Origin of the sequence: Mesorhizobium sp. M0633 (assembly GCF_040320645.1) — a bacterium.
Classification (GTDB): domain Bacteria; phylum Pseudomonadota; class Alphaproteobacteria; order Rhizobiales; family Rhizobiaceae; genus Mesorhizobium.
In genome coordinates this window covers 105,115-121,069 of record NZ_JAMYQC010000014.1, presented here as the reverse complement: position 1 = coordinate 121,069, position 15,955 = coordinate 105,115, and the positions used below count along the sequence as shown (strand labels likewise).

The following is a 15,955-nucleotide window of genomic DNA, read 5'->3' as shown; positions in this document are numbered from 1 at the left end:
CATCCGGCCGCTTCGCGTTCACCTTCTCCCCGCTGGGGAGAAGAGGCTGGCATCAACGCTGGCGACCTCCTCTCCCCCCGGGGGAGAGGTCGGATTGCCCCGAATTGCTCTTCGTAATTCGGTTGGCAATCCGGGTGAGGGGGACCTTCCGTTTGCGGAACAGCGCACAAGAACTGCGGAAGTCCGAACACTCTCCCACGGGAGCTCGCCCTATCATCCCCGAGGCAATGGCGGCTCCGGCGATCGCATCCGTCCCCCGCGTTTGGCGATCGGCAGAGGTGCCCAACAACAGGGGAATGACGACAATGAAGTTCATGCTGACCGATCGAAAACTGCATCCGCAGGCCGAGCCCGTCGCCGATGGCTTCAAGAAAGGCCAGATGAACCGGCGCGAATATCTCGCCACCATGGCTGCGCTCGGCGTCAGCGCTACCGGCGCGCTGGCGCTCGGCGGGCTTGCGCCGTCACCGGCCAGGGCCAAGGAGCCGAAGCGCGGCGGCATCTTGCGTGTCGCCATGAACGTCAAGGGCTGGAAGGATCCGCGCACCTTCGACGGCGTCGAGATGTCCAACGTCGCCCGCCAGTGCAACGAATATTTGGTGCGCTGGAAGCGCGACTTCACCTTCGAGCCATGGCTGCTCGAGAGCTGGGAAACCAGCGACGACGCCCGCGTGCTGACGCTGCATGTCCGCAAGGGCATCACCTGGTCGAACGGCGACACCTTCAACGCCGACGACGTGATCCACAATCTGACGCGCTGGTGCGATGCGTCCGTCGCCGGCAATTCGGTCGCCGCGCGCATGGGCGCACTGGTCAACGCCGATACCAAGAAGCCCGTCGACGGCGGCATCGAGCGCGTCGACGACGTCACCGTTCGGCTCAATTTGCCGAAGCCCGACATTTCGCTGATCGCCGGCATGGCCGACTACCCGGCGCTGATCATGCACCGCAGCTATGAAGGCGACGGCGATCCGCTGAAGGCATTGGCGATCACCACCGGGCCTTGCGAACTCGTGGCATGGGACGCCGAAGTCGGCGCCGAAGTCCGCCGCAAAGACGAGCCATGGTGGAAGGGCGAGTTCTACCTCGACGGCATCAAATGGGTGGACTACGGCTCCGACCCCAATGCGATGCTGTCGGCCTTTGAATCGGGCGAGATCGACACCGACCACGAAACCGCCTCCGACACGGTTGCGCAGACCGACTCCATGGGCCTGAGCAATTCGGAAATCGCCACCGGCTCGACCATCGTCGCGCGGTTCAATATCGGCAATCCGCCCTATGACGACATCAAGGTGCGCCGCGCCGCCCAGCTCGCCGTCGACAACGCCGCCGTGCTGAAGATCGGCATGGACAACCGCGGCAAGCCTGCCGAGAACCATCATGTCGGGCCGATGCATCCCGAATATGCCGATATCGGCCCGGCCGTCCGCAACATTGATCAAGCCAAGGCCCTGCTCGCCGAGGCCAGCAAGGCCGACCACGAATACGAACTCATCTCGGTCGACGTCGACTGGCAGAAGAGCACCGGCGACGCCATCGCCGCGCAGATGCGCGAGGCCGGGCTGAAGATCAAGCGCACCGTGCTGCCGGCCGCGACCTTCTGGAACGACTGGAGCAAATATCCTTTCTCCTGCACGGAATGGCTCGGCCGGCCGCTCGGCGTCCAGGTGCTGGCGCTCGCTTATAAGTCTGGCGCCGCGTGGAACGAGAGCGCCTACGCCGATCCGGAATTCGACAGTCTGCTCGACAAGGCGCTGGCGATGCCCGATCCCGGCGCCCGCAAGGAGCTCATGGCCAAGATCGAACAGAATCTGCGCGATTCCGGCGTCATCATCCAGCCCTACTGGCGCTCGGTCTACCGCACCTACCGCAAGGGCGTGCATGGCTGCGAGCAGCACCAGTCGCTCGAGCAGCATTTCGAGAAGGTTTGGCTCGAGGCGTAGCCTTGCAGACGACCATTGTCGGGGCCAGCGCCGCTCCTTCTTCCTTCTCCCCTTGTGGGAGAAGGTGGATTGGCGCGCAGCGCCAAGACGGTTGAGGGGTGCGGACGGAGTGCCGTCAGTATCAAGCTGGAACACCCCTCATCCGGCCGTTTCGCGTCCACCTTCTCCCACAAGGGGAGAAGGAAGAGCCACGCCAGGCCTTGAAATCTCCAGTCCAAGCCGCACGGTCTCCCGCACCAGCAGGTCCAGATCGTCGCGCCGGGTGCGGTGGTTGTTGATCGCCACCCTGAGGCTATGCTGGCCATGCACCGTCGTGTCGGAAATGGCGGCGATGCCTTCTTCCTGCAGCCTCAGCATGATCTCGGTATTGAGCGCTTTCAGGCGCTCCCCGCCCAGTCCGTCCGCGCGGTAGCGAAAGCAGACGATGTTTATGCTCACCGGCGCTACCAGTTCGAGTGCCGGTTCGGCCGCGATCAGCGCGCCGAGATAATGCCCTTGCGCGATGTTCTGGTCGATCAGCCGGCCGAACTTTTCGATGCCGTGCTCTCGCAACGCCATCCACACCTTCAGAGCGCGAAAGCCGCGCGTCGTCTGCAGGCCGTAATCGTGCAACCATTGGCCGGAGGCCAGGCCGCGCGGCGTCGATTCCAGATATTCCGGCGTCACCGCGAACGTGCCGCGATGCACGGCGGCATCCCGGATCAGCGCGCAGCCGACCTCGAATGGCGCGTGCAGCCATTTATGCGGATCGAGCGCGATCGAGTGGGCGTGCTCGATGCCGGCAACGCGATGCGAATTGTCCGGCGCAATCGCAAGCAAGGCGCCGATGCAGCCATCGACGTGAAACCACAGATCCTCTTTTGCCGCCAGGTCAGCCAGCGCTTGCAGATCGTCGATTGCGCCGGTGTTCACCGTGCCGGCCGTACCGATTACGCAGGCCGGCTTGAAGCCGGCGTCGCGGTCCTCGGCGATCGCCGCCCGCAACGCAGCGATGTCGATCCGCAGCCCGGCATCGCTCGGGATGCGACGCAGCGCCCGGTTGCCGAGGCCGAGCACTTCCATCGCCTTGCGGTGACAGGAGTGAAGCTGGTCGGAGCCGTAGAAACGCAGCGGCTTGTCGATGCCGGCAACGCCGTGCTCGCGTATGTCGATGCCGGCCTTGGCGTTGCGCGCCACGGTCAGCCCGATGATGTTGGCCATCGAGCCGCCGCTGACCAGCGTGCCGCTGGCCGATTGCGGAAAGCCCATCATCTGCTTGCACCAGTCGACGACCTGGTTGTCCATCAGCGCGGCGGCATGGTTGCCGCCGCCGAGGTTGGAGCCCTGGATCGCCGCCAGGAAATCGCCGAGCGCGCCGGTGAAATTGCTCGAGCCCATATACCAGGACCAGAAGCGCGGATGGACGTTGCCCATCGGATAGGGCATCAAACTCCTGGTTACTTGGCCATACACCTCGGCTAGCGGCGCCGGCGAACGCGGCAGCGGCGATGTGAAGAAGGTCCTCACATCAACCGGCATCTCCTGCCACACCGGACGCTCTCTGACATCGCGCAGGTAAGCGACGGCATCGTCGACGATCCGATGCGACAGGGCCTGCACGTCGGCCCAGTTCGAGGGGTCAAGCGTTTCCTCGGTGGCCGTGACGGCCAGTCCAGGTTTCGTGTCCATGCAGGCCGCTCCCGATGTGCCGCCGTCACGCCGGAAACTGGCAGCCGGGCGTCGACTGCGAAAGCGCAGTCTCCTCGGCATCCATCTCCGCCTCGATGCCGTCGAACAGCGGTGTCGTCATGTAGCGTTCGCCGGTATCGGGCAGCATGCACAGCATCACCGAGCCGGGTGCCGCCTTTTCCGCGATCTGCCGCGCCACCGCGAAGGTCGCTCCGCCGGAGATGCCGGTGAAAATCCCTTCCTTCTGCGCCAGCGCCTTGGCCCATTTCATGCCCTCGGGCCCGGCAATCGGCACCACCTCGTCATAGAGGCTTGCGTCTATCGCCTCCTGCAGCACGTCCGGAATGAAGTCGGGCGTCCAGCCCTGGATCGGATGCGGCTCGAACGCCGGATGGCTGGCGGCAGGCGCGCCGCCGGTGCCGCGCTGCTGCGGCTTGCCGCTGCCGATAAGCTGCGCATTGGCCGGTTCGGCGAGCACGATCCGGGTCTCCGGCCGCTCGCGGCGCAGCACGCGTCCGACACCGGCGACGGTGCCGCCCGTGCCGTAGCCGGTGACGAAGCAGTCGAGCCGCGAGCCGGCGAAATCGTTGATGATCTCGCGCGCCGTCGTCGCTTCGTGAATGGCGGCGTTGGCCTTGGTTTCGAACTGGCGGGCCAGGAACCAGCCATTGGCTTCGGCGAGCTCCACCGCCTTCTTGTACATGCCGACACCCTTCTGGGCGCGCGGCGTCAGCACCACCTTGGCGCCCAGCATGCGCATCAGCTTGCGGCGTTCGATGGAAAAACTGTCGGCCATCGTCACCACCAGCGGATAGCCCTTCTGGGCGCAGACCATGGCAAGGCCGATGCCGGTGTTGCCGCTGGTCGCCTCGACCACGGTCTGGCCAGGCTTTAGAGCGCCGCTGCGCTCGCCTTCCTCGATGATGTTGAGCGCCAGCCGGTCCTTCACCGAGGCGGCGGGATTGAAGAACTCGGCCTTCACGTAGATCGTGGCATGGTCCGGTCCGAGATTATTGATGCGGATCACCGGCGTATCGCCGACCGTGTCGAGAACGCTGTCGAACAGGCGGCCGCGCCCGGCGGTGGTTCTGATTTTCTGTTGATGCAACATGTCGATCTCCTCGCTTTGTTGTTGGCCCTTGTCGTCACGGGCCGGTTACAGACCGGTGGCTTGGGCGGCGAGGTTTCGAGACCTTGCCGCGCTACATTTGCCTCCGGCAATGCCAGCATCCGGAGCGGAATTCGCTGCCGGATGCACCGTGTCGCGTTTGGTGATAAAACAAAGGCCGACTGGCCAGCGTGGGAGCAGGCGTGGAAACTTACGTGGAATCCGCCCGATCGAGCCTCCACGGCGAGGTGGCCGGCTTTTCCGTGCGTCTGCTCGGACCGCTGACGATCGCACGCAACGGCATCATCATCCAGCTCCCAAAATCGCGCAAGCTGTGTGCGCTGCTCGCCTATCTGGCGCTGGCGCCGCATCCGGTCGGCCGCAGCCGCCTCTGCGAGCTTTTGTGGGATGTGCCGAACGACCCGCGCGGCGAGCTTCGCTGGTGCCTGAGCAAGCTTAGAGGCATCCTCGATGAACCGCATCGTCGCAGGGTCGAGACACCAGGCGACACGATCGCGCTTGATCTGAGAGGTGCTTCCGTCGACGCTGTCGACATAGCCTCGGCCGCCGCCAAGGGCGTTGAGACGCTCGGTCTAGAGCGGCTGCAGGCTCTTTCCGGAATGTTCGCCGGCGACTTTCTCGATGGGCTGGAGATCGACCGCAGCCCGCATTTCAACAGCTGGCTGATCGCCCAGCGCCGCCGCTTCGGCTCTTGGCACGCCGCAATCCTGGAACATCTCGTCAACAAGCTTCCGGTGGATGCCGACAGATTGTCTTCGCATCTGGACAAATGGCTGGAACTCGCTCCGTTCGACGGGCGCGCGCATGTGGCTCTTCTGAAAGGGCTGGCGCAGCGCGGCCAGTTTGACGCCTGCGAGGAACATCTCGCTTCCGCAGCGCAGCTGTTTGCTTCGGAGGATCTGGATTTCGGACCCGTTCGTGAGGCATGGCGCACGATCCGCAACGAACGACCTGCCGCTACGCTCCGGGCGCGACCGTCACTCGTACCCGCGGCCCCTCACGCGTCAATTGTGCTTCCCAATTCCGACACTGCTGCATCGCAGAAGGCTTCGCTTGCGGTGATGCCGTTTGCCGAAGAGACGGCTGACGGCGGCCCACGCGGAGGCATCGCCGATGGCCTGACTCACGATATCATCACCCGCCTGGCCAAGCTCAGGGATTTCTTCGTCATCGCGCGCGGTTCGGTGTTTGCGCTCGCCGAAAAAAACATTGGGCCGGAGGATGCCGGCCGTCGGCTCAATGTCGATTATGTCGCCACCGGCATGGTACGCAGGCAGGCCGGCCGCGTCACCGTCGCGGTCGAGCTGGTCGAAGTGCGCACGGCCAGGATCGTCTGGGCCGAGACGTTCGAGCGCAAGCCGAACGACATCTTTGCCGTGCTCGACGACATCGGCAACAGCATCGTCTCGTCGATCTCGGCCGAGATCGAGACGGTCGAGCGCAACCGCGCCATGTTGAAGGCGCCCAATTCGCTGAACGCCTGGGAAGCCTACCACCGCGGTCTCTGGCACATGTATCGCTTCACCCGCGCGGAAAACGAGCAGGCCCGGCATTTCTTCGACATAGCCTTGAAGCTCGATCCGACGTTCGCCCGCGCCTATGCCGGCCTCTCCTTCACCCATTGGCAAAATGCCTTCCAGCGCTGGGGCGACCGCGACCACGAAAGCGCCCTGGCCTTCGAGGCAGCCGGCCAGAGCCTGCTCGTCGACGATCACAATCCGGCCGCTCACTGGGCCATGGGGCGGGCGCTGTGGCTGCGCGGCGAGCAGGACGGCTCCCTCATCGAGCTGGAACGCGCCGTAGACCTCAGCCCGAATTTCGCGCTCGGCCACTATGCGCTATCTTTCGTCCATTCGCAGTCCGGCGACCCGCAGGCTGCGATCGGCTCATCCGACCATTCCAGGCATCTGAGCCCCTTCGATCCGCTGCTGTTCGGTATGTTGGGCGCCAGGGCGATGTCGCATGTCCGGCTCGGCCAGTTCGACGAAGCCGCCGAATGGGCGCTGAAAGCAGCCGCGCGTCCCAACGCCCACGCCATCATCCTCGCGATTGCCGCGCATTGCCTTGCGCTGGCGGGGCGGCTGGACGAGGCACGAAGTTTCGCCGCTGCGCTGCGCAAGATGCTGCCGAACTACTGCGCCGACGATTTCATCGGCACGTTCCGCTTCGAGCCGGACGCCGAGGCGCTGTTCCGGCAAGGCGCCAAGCGGATCGGGCTGGGGTGAGGCAGGCGCGCGGTTTGCCAGGCTCTCCAAACCGCTCATCGCGGCTGGCCGCCCCAAACATCGTCATGTCTGCAGCCAGGGCGCATCGTCAGGTTGGTTGCGAATTCGTCGACCAGAGCGGATCAGACGGGCTCAACCGATTTGACGTCGCCGTCGGTATCCACGAGGCAGCTTGTCTTCTTGCCACTGGCATCGAGTTCGACCTGATAGGTCTTGGAATCGAGCTTGCTCGATGAAACCGGAAGTATCTTCGTGCTGTCGACACCGCTCGCCTTGGCGACCGCATTGGCGCAAAGCAGTTGAAGGTCCGCCGGGGCCGTCTCGACCTTCGTCCTGGACATCTGGTCCTGAGGCGGCGGCGGTGGCGTGCTGACACAAGCGCTAACGGCTCCAGCCAGGAATCCGATTGCTGTCCCCCGGATCGAAGTTCTCACTGCATTTTTTCCCGACATTGCTTGTCCCTCTCCGAATGCCGCTTCATACACCTTTGTAGAGGGCGGCCCCCTGCATGAGAACGATGACCTTGGCCCCAACCTTGACGCGGGATGCGAGATCGACGATGTCGTCGTTCCTCATACGGATGCACCCCGATGACACGTCGAGCCCGATCGTCCAAGGCTCCGGGGTACCGTGGATCCGGTAGATCGTGTCCTGGTCGCGCTCATAGAGATAGAGCGCCCTTGCGCCGAGCGGGTTGTCGGGCCCTCCCTCCATGCCTCCGGCGTATTTTACCGCCTTCGGATCGCGAGCGACCATTTCGGCCGGAGGTGTCCAGGTCGGCCACTCCGCCATGCGGCCGACGCGCACGATGCCGGCCCATCCAAACCCTTCCCGGCCCACGCCGATGCCGTAGCGCATGGCCCGCTGACCCGGCTGCACAAGATAGAGAAAGTGCTGATTGCCATCGATAATGATCGTGCCTGGCACTTCCGCGGTGCGGAATTTGACCATCTGCGGACGAAATGCCTCGGGCACCTCATTATGCGCGGCGTAGTATTTGCGCGCCTTGGTGCGATCGTAGTCCACCCATTTGTGGCTTTTCGGGTCGAAAACCTGTGTTCCCGCAGCCAGCGCCGCCACCGCGACAAGACCGAACGCCGCGGCGACGACTGCCGTGAGGGAGCGCCGCCGGACGGTGCCGGGTTCCGCGAACATAGGATTTCCGCTCATGGATTTGCCCACCCGTGCACCCGTGCGCCTTGTGCGGCAACCCATTGTTTGGCGTATTCGTAAGGATCCTGACGCTCTACCTGGAGCGCATAACTCATCTTGGTGATTTCCTCGGGCCTCAGGTCGACCCGTTCCAGGAACGCCACCACCTTCGGATATTTATTGCGCAGCGAGGTGGCGTAGGCGATATGGAAATGTGCGGTATCCCATGATACCGGCGCGCTGGACTTCGAGACCCAGAGCGGATCTTCTGACGGCAGCACGATCTTCCACTTTGCCGGATCAAAGGGCGGCTCGGTAAGCCGGACAATGTCGTGCAGCTCAAAGACGTAGTGCGGCGCGTAGCAGGCAAACACCATTGGATGATCCGTGGCGACCGCGGCATCGACAGCCGCCATTCCGGCATCCTCGGGCGTCTCCAGCAAGGTCATCGTCTTGGCATAACCATAGCTGTTGGCGCGGACGCGCTCGATAGCGGTCGAGGACCAACCCTCAGCGCCGATCCAGAGTTCGCCACGTCCGTCGCCATCAGTATCCAACGCGGCGGTTTTCTTCGTATCGCTGAGGTCGGAAACGTCGTGAATTCCAAATTTGTCGGCTGCCTCACGCGTCGCGCAAATGCCTTGCCAGGCCGGCACTCCAATGGGGCTGATGGCCACCGTGCCGGCCCCGTCCACATACTTCTTCACCAGATTGTCCAGATTGGGCAGCCAGATTTCGGGATGAATATCCACCTCACCCGAATTGAGACCGGCAAAGGCAATAAGCGTCCCCATCTCGCGCACGTCGGCATCGAGCCCGAAATTTTCCTTCAGGCTGACCTTGAGGATATTTGCCGTCGCCTGGCCCGACGGCCAGTTCGGCATTGCAATGACGAGATCAGCCGCGTGGACCGGGATGTTTAGCGCCAGCATCGTCAATGCCGCCAGCGACACTTTCCGCAGGCACTGCCGAAATCGGTTGTGCATCTCTTCCCCCTCGCTTCGGTGCTGAAATGAACCGCGACGGGAACAATCTGTCGCGGCAAGCACCTGGTTGTGACACCAGCCCCATCTTCTGACGGGCAACTGCTGAAGGTGCAGCAGTGCATTCGCCAAAGAGAGCGCCTTCACGTGCCGCCCCTGCACGCTACCCGATGACAATCCGACTGGGAAGATGCCCACAACGCGGCCGCGGCGCCCCCACTGCGCCCCTATTTGGCACGCCGCAGCGTTGAAAAGTCGGGCAAAGGGGCGCGTTTCTTTCGGCCCTCGCAACGGTTGGCTGGGTTCGAAAAAATACCACAATAGATCGCGATTAGGGAGATTGTATAAGATGTGGTATCGTCGCGCCTTTTTTGTAGAGCTGGCGCAAAATTCACAACAACATAGAATATTACTTGTACTAGCTCGGCTTAATGAGAACAAAACTAAGGAAGCATCCCTGAATCTTGCTACTGATCACATTTCAGTATCTGCTAAGATAGCCCGTGCTGATTCCGAATTATTAAGCATTTGCAAAATTCAATCCTGCGATATTGGGATTTGTCCTTGTCATAGGCTGCCTCGGATGCATTTCTTGGAAGCACAGCCGCGTCAGCGGATCGTTGAAACATGCTTGGGCGGACGGGGCACTAAGCATGGAGAGGAATATTGACACTCGCTAATGCGGCGGCCCCCGCTGGGAGCGTTCCCTCCCACGTAAGAGATTACGGCAACCGTCGGCTAAGTCGTCGAATGCATCGCCCACAGCCTGGCTCTCGTTTGATGGCCGGCGAAGCTTTGCCCTCCTCCGATTGGCGCCAGCCTTCGCGGCAAAAGCGGGGATCGCCGCCTGCAATGGCCTTCCGATATGGACGATGTCCGCCGGCAGCCAGTCGGAGGAATGAATCATGAAACTCGTAATCTGTGCGGCCTTGGCCACTGCTTTGATGGCGATCGTCGGTTGTACCACCGACGACTACGATGGTTGTCGCGGAAAGGGCTGCCTGGTTGATCGGTCCCATAAAGGGAGCCGGAAGATAGACGACCGGCCGCAGTTCGACAGGAACGGCAATCCCAACTTCGATACCAGGGGCCGTTACATCGGCTGCCATGGGCTCGGATGTAAAGTCGACGATCCTGATGACGGGGATCAAAGTATCGACGACAGACCGCAGTACGACAGAGAAGGCAATCCCAACTTCGATACGCAAGGCAACTACCAAGGCTGCCGCGGCATCGGCTGCGAGGTCGATACACCGGACGATGACAGTTCATCGAACGATGACGATTCCGATTAAGGGGGGGCGAACAAGGAGGAAGCCAATCATGTCTGAATTCAGCGGCCTGGTCCGGCGACATGCCAAAATCGTTATGGTCGGCCTCACGGGGCTGGGAATGACGCTGACGTCCGCTTTCGCTGCGAATAACGCCTGTGACGGTATAAAGGTCGAAGTGACGAAGGCGCGCAAGCAGGAATATGCCCCTCTCGTCGTCTCGGCGATGACCAATAAGTTCAAGCCCGCTCAGGCAAAGTTCTTCACGATCATGGAGAGCGGCAGCTGGAGCGCCGCCTACGTCTCCACGCCGGTGAGCGACGACGGCGTGATGTTCTTCCAGACAGTCGACGGAAAGAAGCAGTTTCGCGACGTATGGGGCGGCTATGCCGAGCCGTCGGAGAAACCTGAACTGGTATCCTGGGCGAAGAAGCTCGGAGCGCCGCAAGACCTGGCAAAGTGTTTTGCCGAGACAGTTACGGAATGACGGTGATGATCGCTGGAGATTGCCGCGCACGCCGTTGGTGCAGGAGGAGAACAACTAGCGGGGGAGCGCTCCGGGCGCCGGGCATCTGGGACATAGGTTCATCAGCTGCAGGATGTGGAAAATGCGAAGTCTTCGAAAATCCAGACTGATCGTACAGTTCGCCCGTGCATTGGCAACGTCAGTGAAAATGACGGCCGTCGTAAGCGTAGCCGTCCCGCAAACGATCAATATTGCGCATGCCAGCAAGTATGATCTGCCGAAACCCTACGTCTCCCGGGCTCTTGATGCGGTTCTGATACCGATCAATCACGCCTCTCGGCACCGCTACCAGATCCCGCCAAAACTTCGCGGCGTGTATGTCCTGGCTGTTGCACCCCATGGCATTGCCGCGCGGCAAGGTATCCGACCGGGTGACGTGCTTGCCACAGTGCGGCATCAACCGATTTCGGCGCCGGGCGACGTCGACAGACTCGTTTGGGCCGCCCTTGCCGTGAGTGCCACCAGTTTCCTGTTTGGCGTGAACCGCGGGACAGAAGTCACAGACGTCGTCGAGGTCAACACCAACATCACCGTCAACAACTTCAACACCAACATCTCGGTGAACAATATCTCGCAATGGACGAGCGTCGACAATCGAGAGGAGTGGACGCAGATCGTCGATGAGTATGACGACGAGATGGAGACGGGCCTCAATGACACGAGCTATCGCGAGGACGACTCGCAGCCTGGCGACGCCAATCCGGACGCAAATGTGTCTTCTCCCGATGCTGACGACGACGATACCAGCACCGACACTGACGACAATAGCCCGGCCGACAGTGCCGACGACAACAGTTCCGATCAGGACGATTCGAGCGATCAGAACGACGATGAAAACTCAACGGACGGTGATGATGACAAGAACAGCACCGACACCGACGACGATAGCACGGATGACGATGCGTCGGATGACAGCACTGACAACAATGATTCCGATGATCAGGACGATTCCAGCGATCAGAATGACGATGACGACCCGTCGGCAGATGGTGAAGACGAAAACAGCACCGACAGTAATGACGATGCGTCGGATGACAGTAACGACGCTGACGGATCGGACGATGACGATGCCAACTAGCGGCGACCATGCCGGCAGTTCTAGACCGAGGACAATCGATGAAAACCGCGATGCTGACCGCTGCCATCGTTCTGGCCATGCCGGCTTTCGCATTTGCCCAGGACAAATGCTACGACGCCGCCAAGGACCAGGCCGACCCGAACGAGTGCGCCGATGCCGCGTCCAAGAAATCCGACAAGAAGCTCAACGAGCTTTACCAGCAGATCGAAACCCGCCTGAACGACGACGCGGATACCAGGACGCTTCTCGTTCAAGCACAGCGGGATTGGGTCAAATTTCGCGACGCCGAGTGCAGTTTCCAGACCGCGGGAGCGGCTGGAGGAAGCGTGATGCCAATGCTCATCGCGGAGTGCATGGACAGCCTGACGCAATCCCGTGTCAAAGATTTCGAGGGTTACCTGAAATGCAGGGAAGGCGATGCGAGTTGCCCCGTTCCGGCAGCGAACACATCACATGCCGTACCTGCCGTGGCCGATGAGAACGGCCAGGCCGGCCTTGCCCAGGCTGCCGACCCGATAACTATTCCGTTGCAACATGTTAGGGGCCACGGAAGCGCTGACGTCGTTTATCACAATCTCGGGATTGCGTTGGGCATCAATGGTGCCAAGCCTCGTCTGTTCGAATTCGACACGGGGTCGGATGAGTTCAACGCCGAGATCGATTCGAGTGTCCCTGGCGTAGAGCCGGTGCACGGCAGCAAGCCCGAAATGTACGCCTATGGAGACGGCACCTATGGAGATTGGGTACAGCAGGTCCGGTTCGACAGCCTGTCCTATTACGATCCGGATGATCCCTCGCAGCCTGTCGTAACCTTCGACGGTGGCTATGGCGCCGGTCGGGTGGTGGATTACGTCTTCACCAAGAGTTTCGGCTATCTCAAGGATATGAAATTGACGCAAAAGCCCGTTGGCCACCGCGGCGATACGCCGGTCTATGCGGATCTTAATGCGCGCAAGAGCATGCAGAATGGCGAACCCGGTGGTTCGACGACGTTTTACGGTGTCTTTGGAGCCGGCGATTTTCTCGATGAGGGGGACGAGGCCGCCGCTCCCGCCAGTCAGACACAAAGCGGCTATGTGGTCTCGGCCAATGCAAATCTTGGAAAGAAGACGACACCGGGCTGCGCTCCCTGCCTGACGCTGAATTTGTCCCCCAGTCTGAGATCCCAGTTTACGGCCCTGATGCCCTGGGGCGAACTGGATTATGAATTCCGCCAGAGACGATTCCCGCGATCAGGCGCGAACGCATCCAATCACTACGAAGGGTCTTACCATTATACAATTTCTTTTGACTATAAGGGAAAGAAGCAATCGGTTGATTTCAGTGGACCTGTTTTATTGGATACTGGATCGTCGACCTTTCTCGGTATCACCACAGAAGGCTTTTTTAATAAGCTTCGCTCGAAAGGATTTAAGCTTGATGAATATGATTATACGGTAGTCGATTTTAAGATTTTGGGATTTGAAGATAGTTTCAACAACAAGGAATACAGCGATGTCGTTATGGATCGACAAAGCGATGAGGAGGGGGGCAATGGAGTTGTTGTCGGGCTACCCTTCTTCCAGTCAAATTCCGTAATGTATGATCTGGAGAACAAGACGACCGCATATTCACCCTATTTTGTCAGCGCTGCTAACTTTACCACAGACGCGGCTGCCGAGGATCAAGTGCAGCTGAATCGCGCGACCAGCGATGCTGGAAGCAAAGGATGGCTCGGACTGGCCGGCATCATCTCCGGCGCCGGCGACTTCACGATCGAGAAGGATGCGGACGTGCGTATGACCGGGGCCAATACCTACACCGGCACAACCCATATCGCGGCCGATGGGTATCTTACTCTGGCCGGGCCGGGCAGCATCGAGCATTCCTCGCGCGTCATGGTCGACGGTGTGCTCAACATTGATCAGAAAGGAAACTACCTGAAGCCCTGGGGAGTGGCGCACTCCATGAACGATACGGCCATTCGCACCCTTAGCGGTAAAGGCGAGGTCTATCTGGGTGCGGGCAGACTGATCCTGACAGAAGCCGACGGGCAATTTGATGGAACCATCGCGAACTATGATGACGCCGGCGACAGCGGCGGCCTCGTGGTCGCCGGTGGCAAGCTGACGCTGAGCGGCAAGAACAAATATTCGGGCATGACGGAAGTGGCGGCGGGAGCGGAGTTGCACGTGACCGGCTCTTTGACCGGTGACGTTTCCGTCTCGGGACTGCTTGTCGTTGACGGAGAGGTCTCCGGCGAAGTCATGGTCAAGGAGGGCGGCACGCTGACCGGCTCAGGAAAGGTCGGCAACGTCACGGTCGCCGAAGGTGGCAAAGCTGATCCAATGAAAACCAGATAATCAGGCCATGGGCCGATCGTGGCAATAACGGACAGCTGACGAGAACATAGGGCGGGGCTGAGCAACTTAAGAGCTTGACTGCAACCGGAAAGGGAAATCGATGAAAATCGCGATACTGACTGCTGCCGTGGTTCTGGCTGCGCCGACATTCGCCCTTGCCAAGGACAAGTGCGCCGATGCCAAGGATCAGGCCACCATGAACCAGTGCTTCGGTGCCGAGTTCCAAAAATCCGACAAGAAGCTCAATGAGCTTTACAAGCAGATCGAAGCCCGCCTGAAGGACGATGCGGATACCAAGAAGCTTCTTGTTCAGGCACAGCGGGATTGGGGCAAGTTTCGCGACGCGGAGTGCAGTTTCCAGACCGCAGGCGCGGCCGGAGGAAGCATGATGCCAATGCTCATCGCGCAGTGCATGGACGGCCTGACGCAATCCCGTGTCAAAGGTTTCGAAGGCTATCTGAAATGCCAGGAAGGCGACATGAGCTGCCCTGTTCCGGCCGCGAACTGACACGTGCCACAGCTGATCTGATCACGATGATGTCGGCGGCGAGCGTGATGTCGCCGCCAGACATGAAAGGATGCGAGGGGCATCATCATTGCGTGAGGGACTTGAGGGAGGTGGATTATGAAACGCTATGGATCGTCGCTCGCATTGACAATTGCGGCATCTGTACTGTTGGCATGTGTCGTGCCGGCAACAGCCCAGACTGACATGAGCTTCGACATCAACGTCACGCTTTCCAAAAAGGCAGCCGCCAAGCTCGCGGCTGAAAAGGAGCGGATCGTTGTCTTCGCCTCCTATTACGGCGACCCGAAGAGGAGCGCCGAGAAGCGTGTAAACGAAATCGGCCAGATCGATCTCACGCCGCAGGACGAAGAGGTGGAGATACCGGGTACAGCGGGCCACGCTCACATCAGCGGCACAAAGGTCGACACGAAGCGTCTCGATTGGCTTGCCGGCCCTCCCGAGGTCAACGTCAACGTTGCGTCGGCGCGCAAGAGCAGTCCGGACAATCTGCTCAGCTGCGACTTCATCGACGGTCCACTAGGCGATGCCCAAAGGAAGACTGTGACGCTTCATTGCGGATTGATCGAAGAACATGTGGACACGAAGTTGAAGCCATAAGGCTTACAAATCATGCGCCTCGCCACCGGCGCCAACGTACATTACTCGCGGCATGACCTGCTTACTTCAGGGAGGCAAAGATTCTCATGCGCCCGCTGTTCGCTATCTGTTTCGGCCTGGTCATCATGTCCTTGCCTGCGACCGCCCATGCCGAGCGCCGTTGTGGTTGGTACTCCAGCCCGACACCCGGCAACCTCGTCCTGACCGACAGTGACGGGGATTGGTGGATCCAGATGCAGGGACGACCGGATCCCAAAGGCATCGACAATGTGCCGGCCTTTGACGAGCGGCAATTCGTCGAGACCAATGTGCCTGGTTCGGGTCACGGCTACGGATGTGCGTGCATGAACGTCGTAACCAACGCCAAGCAACAGAAGATCACCAGAGTGATCTCGGGCCAAATCCTTCCGCTGCTGCGCTGTCGCAACGACAGATCGCTGCCTAACCCGGACGGATAGTTATTAGATATCTTGTGGATGCCATGGCTGACGGTAGGGCAGCCTAGAGCA

14 protein-coding genes are annotated in these 15,955 nt (G+C 60.8%); 9 read left to right on the top strand and 5 right to left on the bottom strand.

Annotated features, from left to right (window positions below; translation table 11 throughout):
• Positions 1–305: 305 nt before the first annotated feature.
• Positions 306–1,946: an ABC transporter substrate-binding protein gene (locus tag NKI47_RS17045; RefSeq protein ID WP_352591870.1), complete on the top strand. Its 1,641-nt coding sequence runs from the start codon at positions 306–308 to the stop codon at positions 1,944–1,946.
• 138 nt (positions 1,947–2,084) lie between these two features.
• Here the strand turns inward: NKI47_RS17045 and NKI47_RS17040 are convergent, their stop codons facing one another.
• Positions 2,085–3,614, bottom strand: a complete 1,530-nt coding sequence (locus NKI47_RS17040) for a pyridoxal phosphate-dependent decarboxylase family protein (RefSeq protein ID WP_352591868.1) — start codon at positions 3,612–3,614, stop codon at positions 2,085–2,087.
• Positions 3,615–3,639: 25 nt separating this feature from the next.
• Positions 3,640–4,725, bottom strand: coding sequence for a PLP-dependent cysteine synthase family protein (locus tag NKI47_RS17035; RefSeq protein WP_352591865.1), 1,086 nt, complete (start codon positions 4,723–4,725; stop codon positions 3,640–3,642).
• A gap of 212 nt (positions 4,726–4,937) precedes the next feature.
• On the opposite strand from NKI47_RS17035, the gene NKI47_RS17030 reads away from it, so the two are divergent.
• Positions 4,938–6,968 carry a transcriptional regulator gene (locus NKI47_RS17030; protein WP_352591862.1) on the top strand — a complete coding sequence of 677 codons (2,031 nt, stop codon included), beginning with the start codon at positions 4,938–4,940 and terminating at the stop codon, positions 6,966–6,968.
• A gap of 122 nt (positions 6,969–7,090) precedes the next feature.
• Here NKI47_RS17030 and NKI47_RS17025 read toward each other — a convergent pair whose 3' ends face one another.
• From NKI47_RS17025 to NKI47_RS17015, 3 genes are all read right to left on the bottom strand, one after another.
• The gene (locus NKI47_RS17025; protein ID WP_352591859.1) at positions 7,091–7,309 is read right to left on the bottom strand and encodes a hypothetical protein; all 219 of its coding nucleotides are present in this window, start codon (positions 7,307–7,309) and stop codon (positions 7,091–7,093) included.
• 136 nt (positions 7,310–7,445) lie between these two features.
• A complete protein-coding gene (locus NKI47_RS17020) occupies positions 7,446–8,123 on the bottom strand; it encodes a L,D-transpeptidase (RefSeq protein WP_352591856.1) in 678 nt (225 codons plus the stop codon).
• Positions 8,124–8,134: 11 nt separating this feature from the next.
• On the bottom strand, positions 8,135–9,424 hold the full coding sequence (locus NKI47_RS17015; RefSeq protein ID WP_352591853.1) for an ABC transporter substrate-binding protein: 1,290 nt from the start codon (positions 9,422–9,424) through the stop codon (positions 8,135–8,137).
• Between the two features lie 584 nt (positions 9,425–10,008).
• Between NKI47_RS17015 and NKI47_RS17010 the strand changes: the two genes are divergently transcribed.
• The 7 genes from NKI47_RS17010 to NKI47_RS16980 all read left to right on the top strand — a co-directional run bounded on the left by NKI47_RS17010 (position 10,009) and on the right by NKI47_RS16980 (position 15,904).
• Positions 10,009–10,398 (top strand): hypothetical protein, encoded by a 390-nt coding sequence (locus tag NKI47_RS17010; RefSeq protein WP_352575394.1) that lies wholly within the window; start codon positions 10,009–10,011, stop codon positions 10,396–10,398.
• Between the two features lie 28 nt (positions 10,399–10,426).
• Positions 10,427–10,861 (top strand): hypothetical protein, encoded by a 435-nt coding sequence (locus NKI47_RS17005; RefSeq protein ID WP_352591850.1) that lies wholly within the window; start codon positions 10,427–10,429, stop codon positions 10,859–10,861.
• Between the two features lie 181 nt (positions 10,862–11,042).
• Positions 11,043–11,978 (top strand): PDZ domain-containing protein, encoded by a 936-nt coding sequence (locus tag NKI47_RS17000; protein ID WP_352591847.1) that lies wholly within the window; start codon positions 11,043–11,045, stop codon positions 11,976–11,978.
• Positions 11,979–12,016: 38 nt separating this feature from the next.
• Positions 12,017–14,320, top strand: coding sequence for a lysozyme inhibitor LprI family protein (locus tag NKI47_RS16995; protein WP_352591844.1), 2,304 nt, complete (start codon positions 12,017–12,019; stop codon positions 14,318–14,320).
• Between the two features lie 100 nt (positions 14,321–14,420).
• Positions 14,421–14,828 carry a lysozyme inhibitor LprI family protein gene (locus NKI47_RS16990; protein ID WP_023678958.1) on the top strand — a complete coding sequence of 136 codons (408 nt, stop codon included), beginning with the start codon at positions 14,421–14,423 and terminating at the stop codon, positions 14,826–14,828.
• Between the two features lie 117 nt (positions 14,829–14,945).
• Entirely contained in the window at positions 14,946–15,446 is a 501-nt protein-coding gene (locus tag NKI47_RS16985) for a hypothetical protein (RefSeq protein WP_156937407.1), read from the top strand.
• Between the two features lie 86 nt (positions 15,447–15,532).
• On the top strand, positions 15,533–15,904 hold the full coding sequence (locus NKI47_RS16980; protein WP_352591841.1) for a DUF4087 domain-containing protein: 372 nt from the start codon (positions 15,533–15,535) through the stop codon (positions 15,902–15,904).
• Positions 15,905–15,955 lie beyond the last annotated feature (51 nt).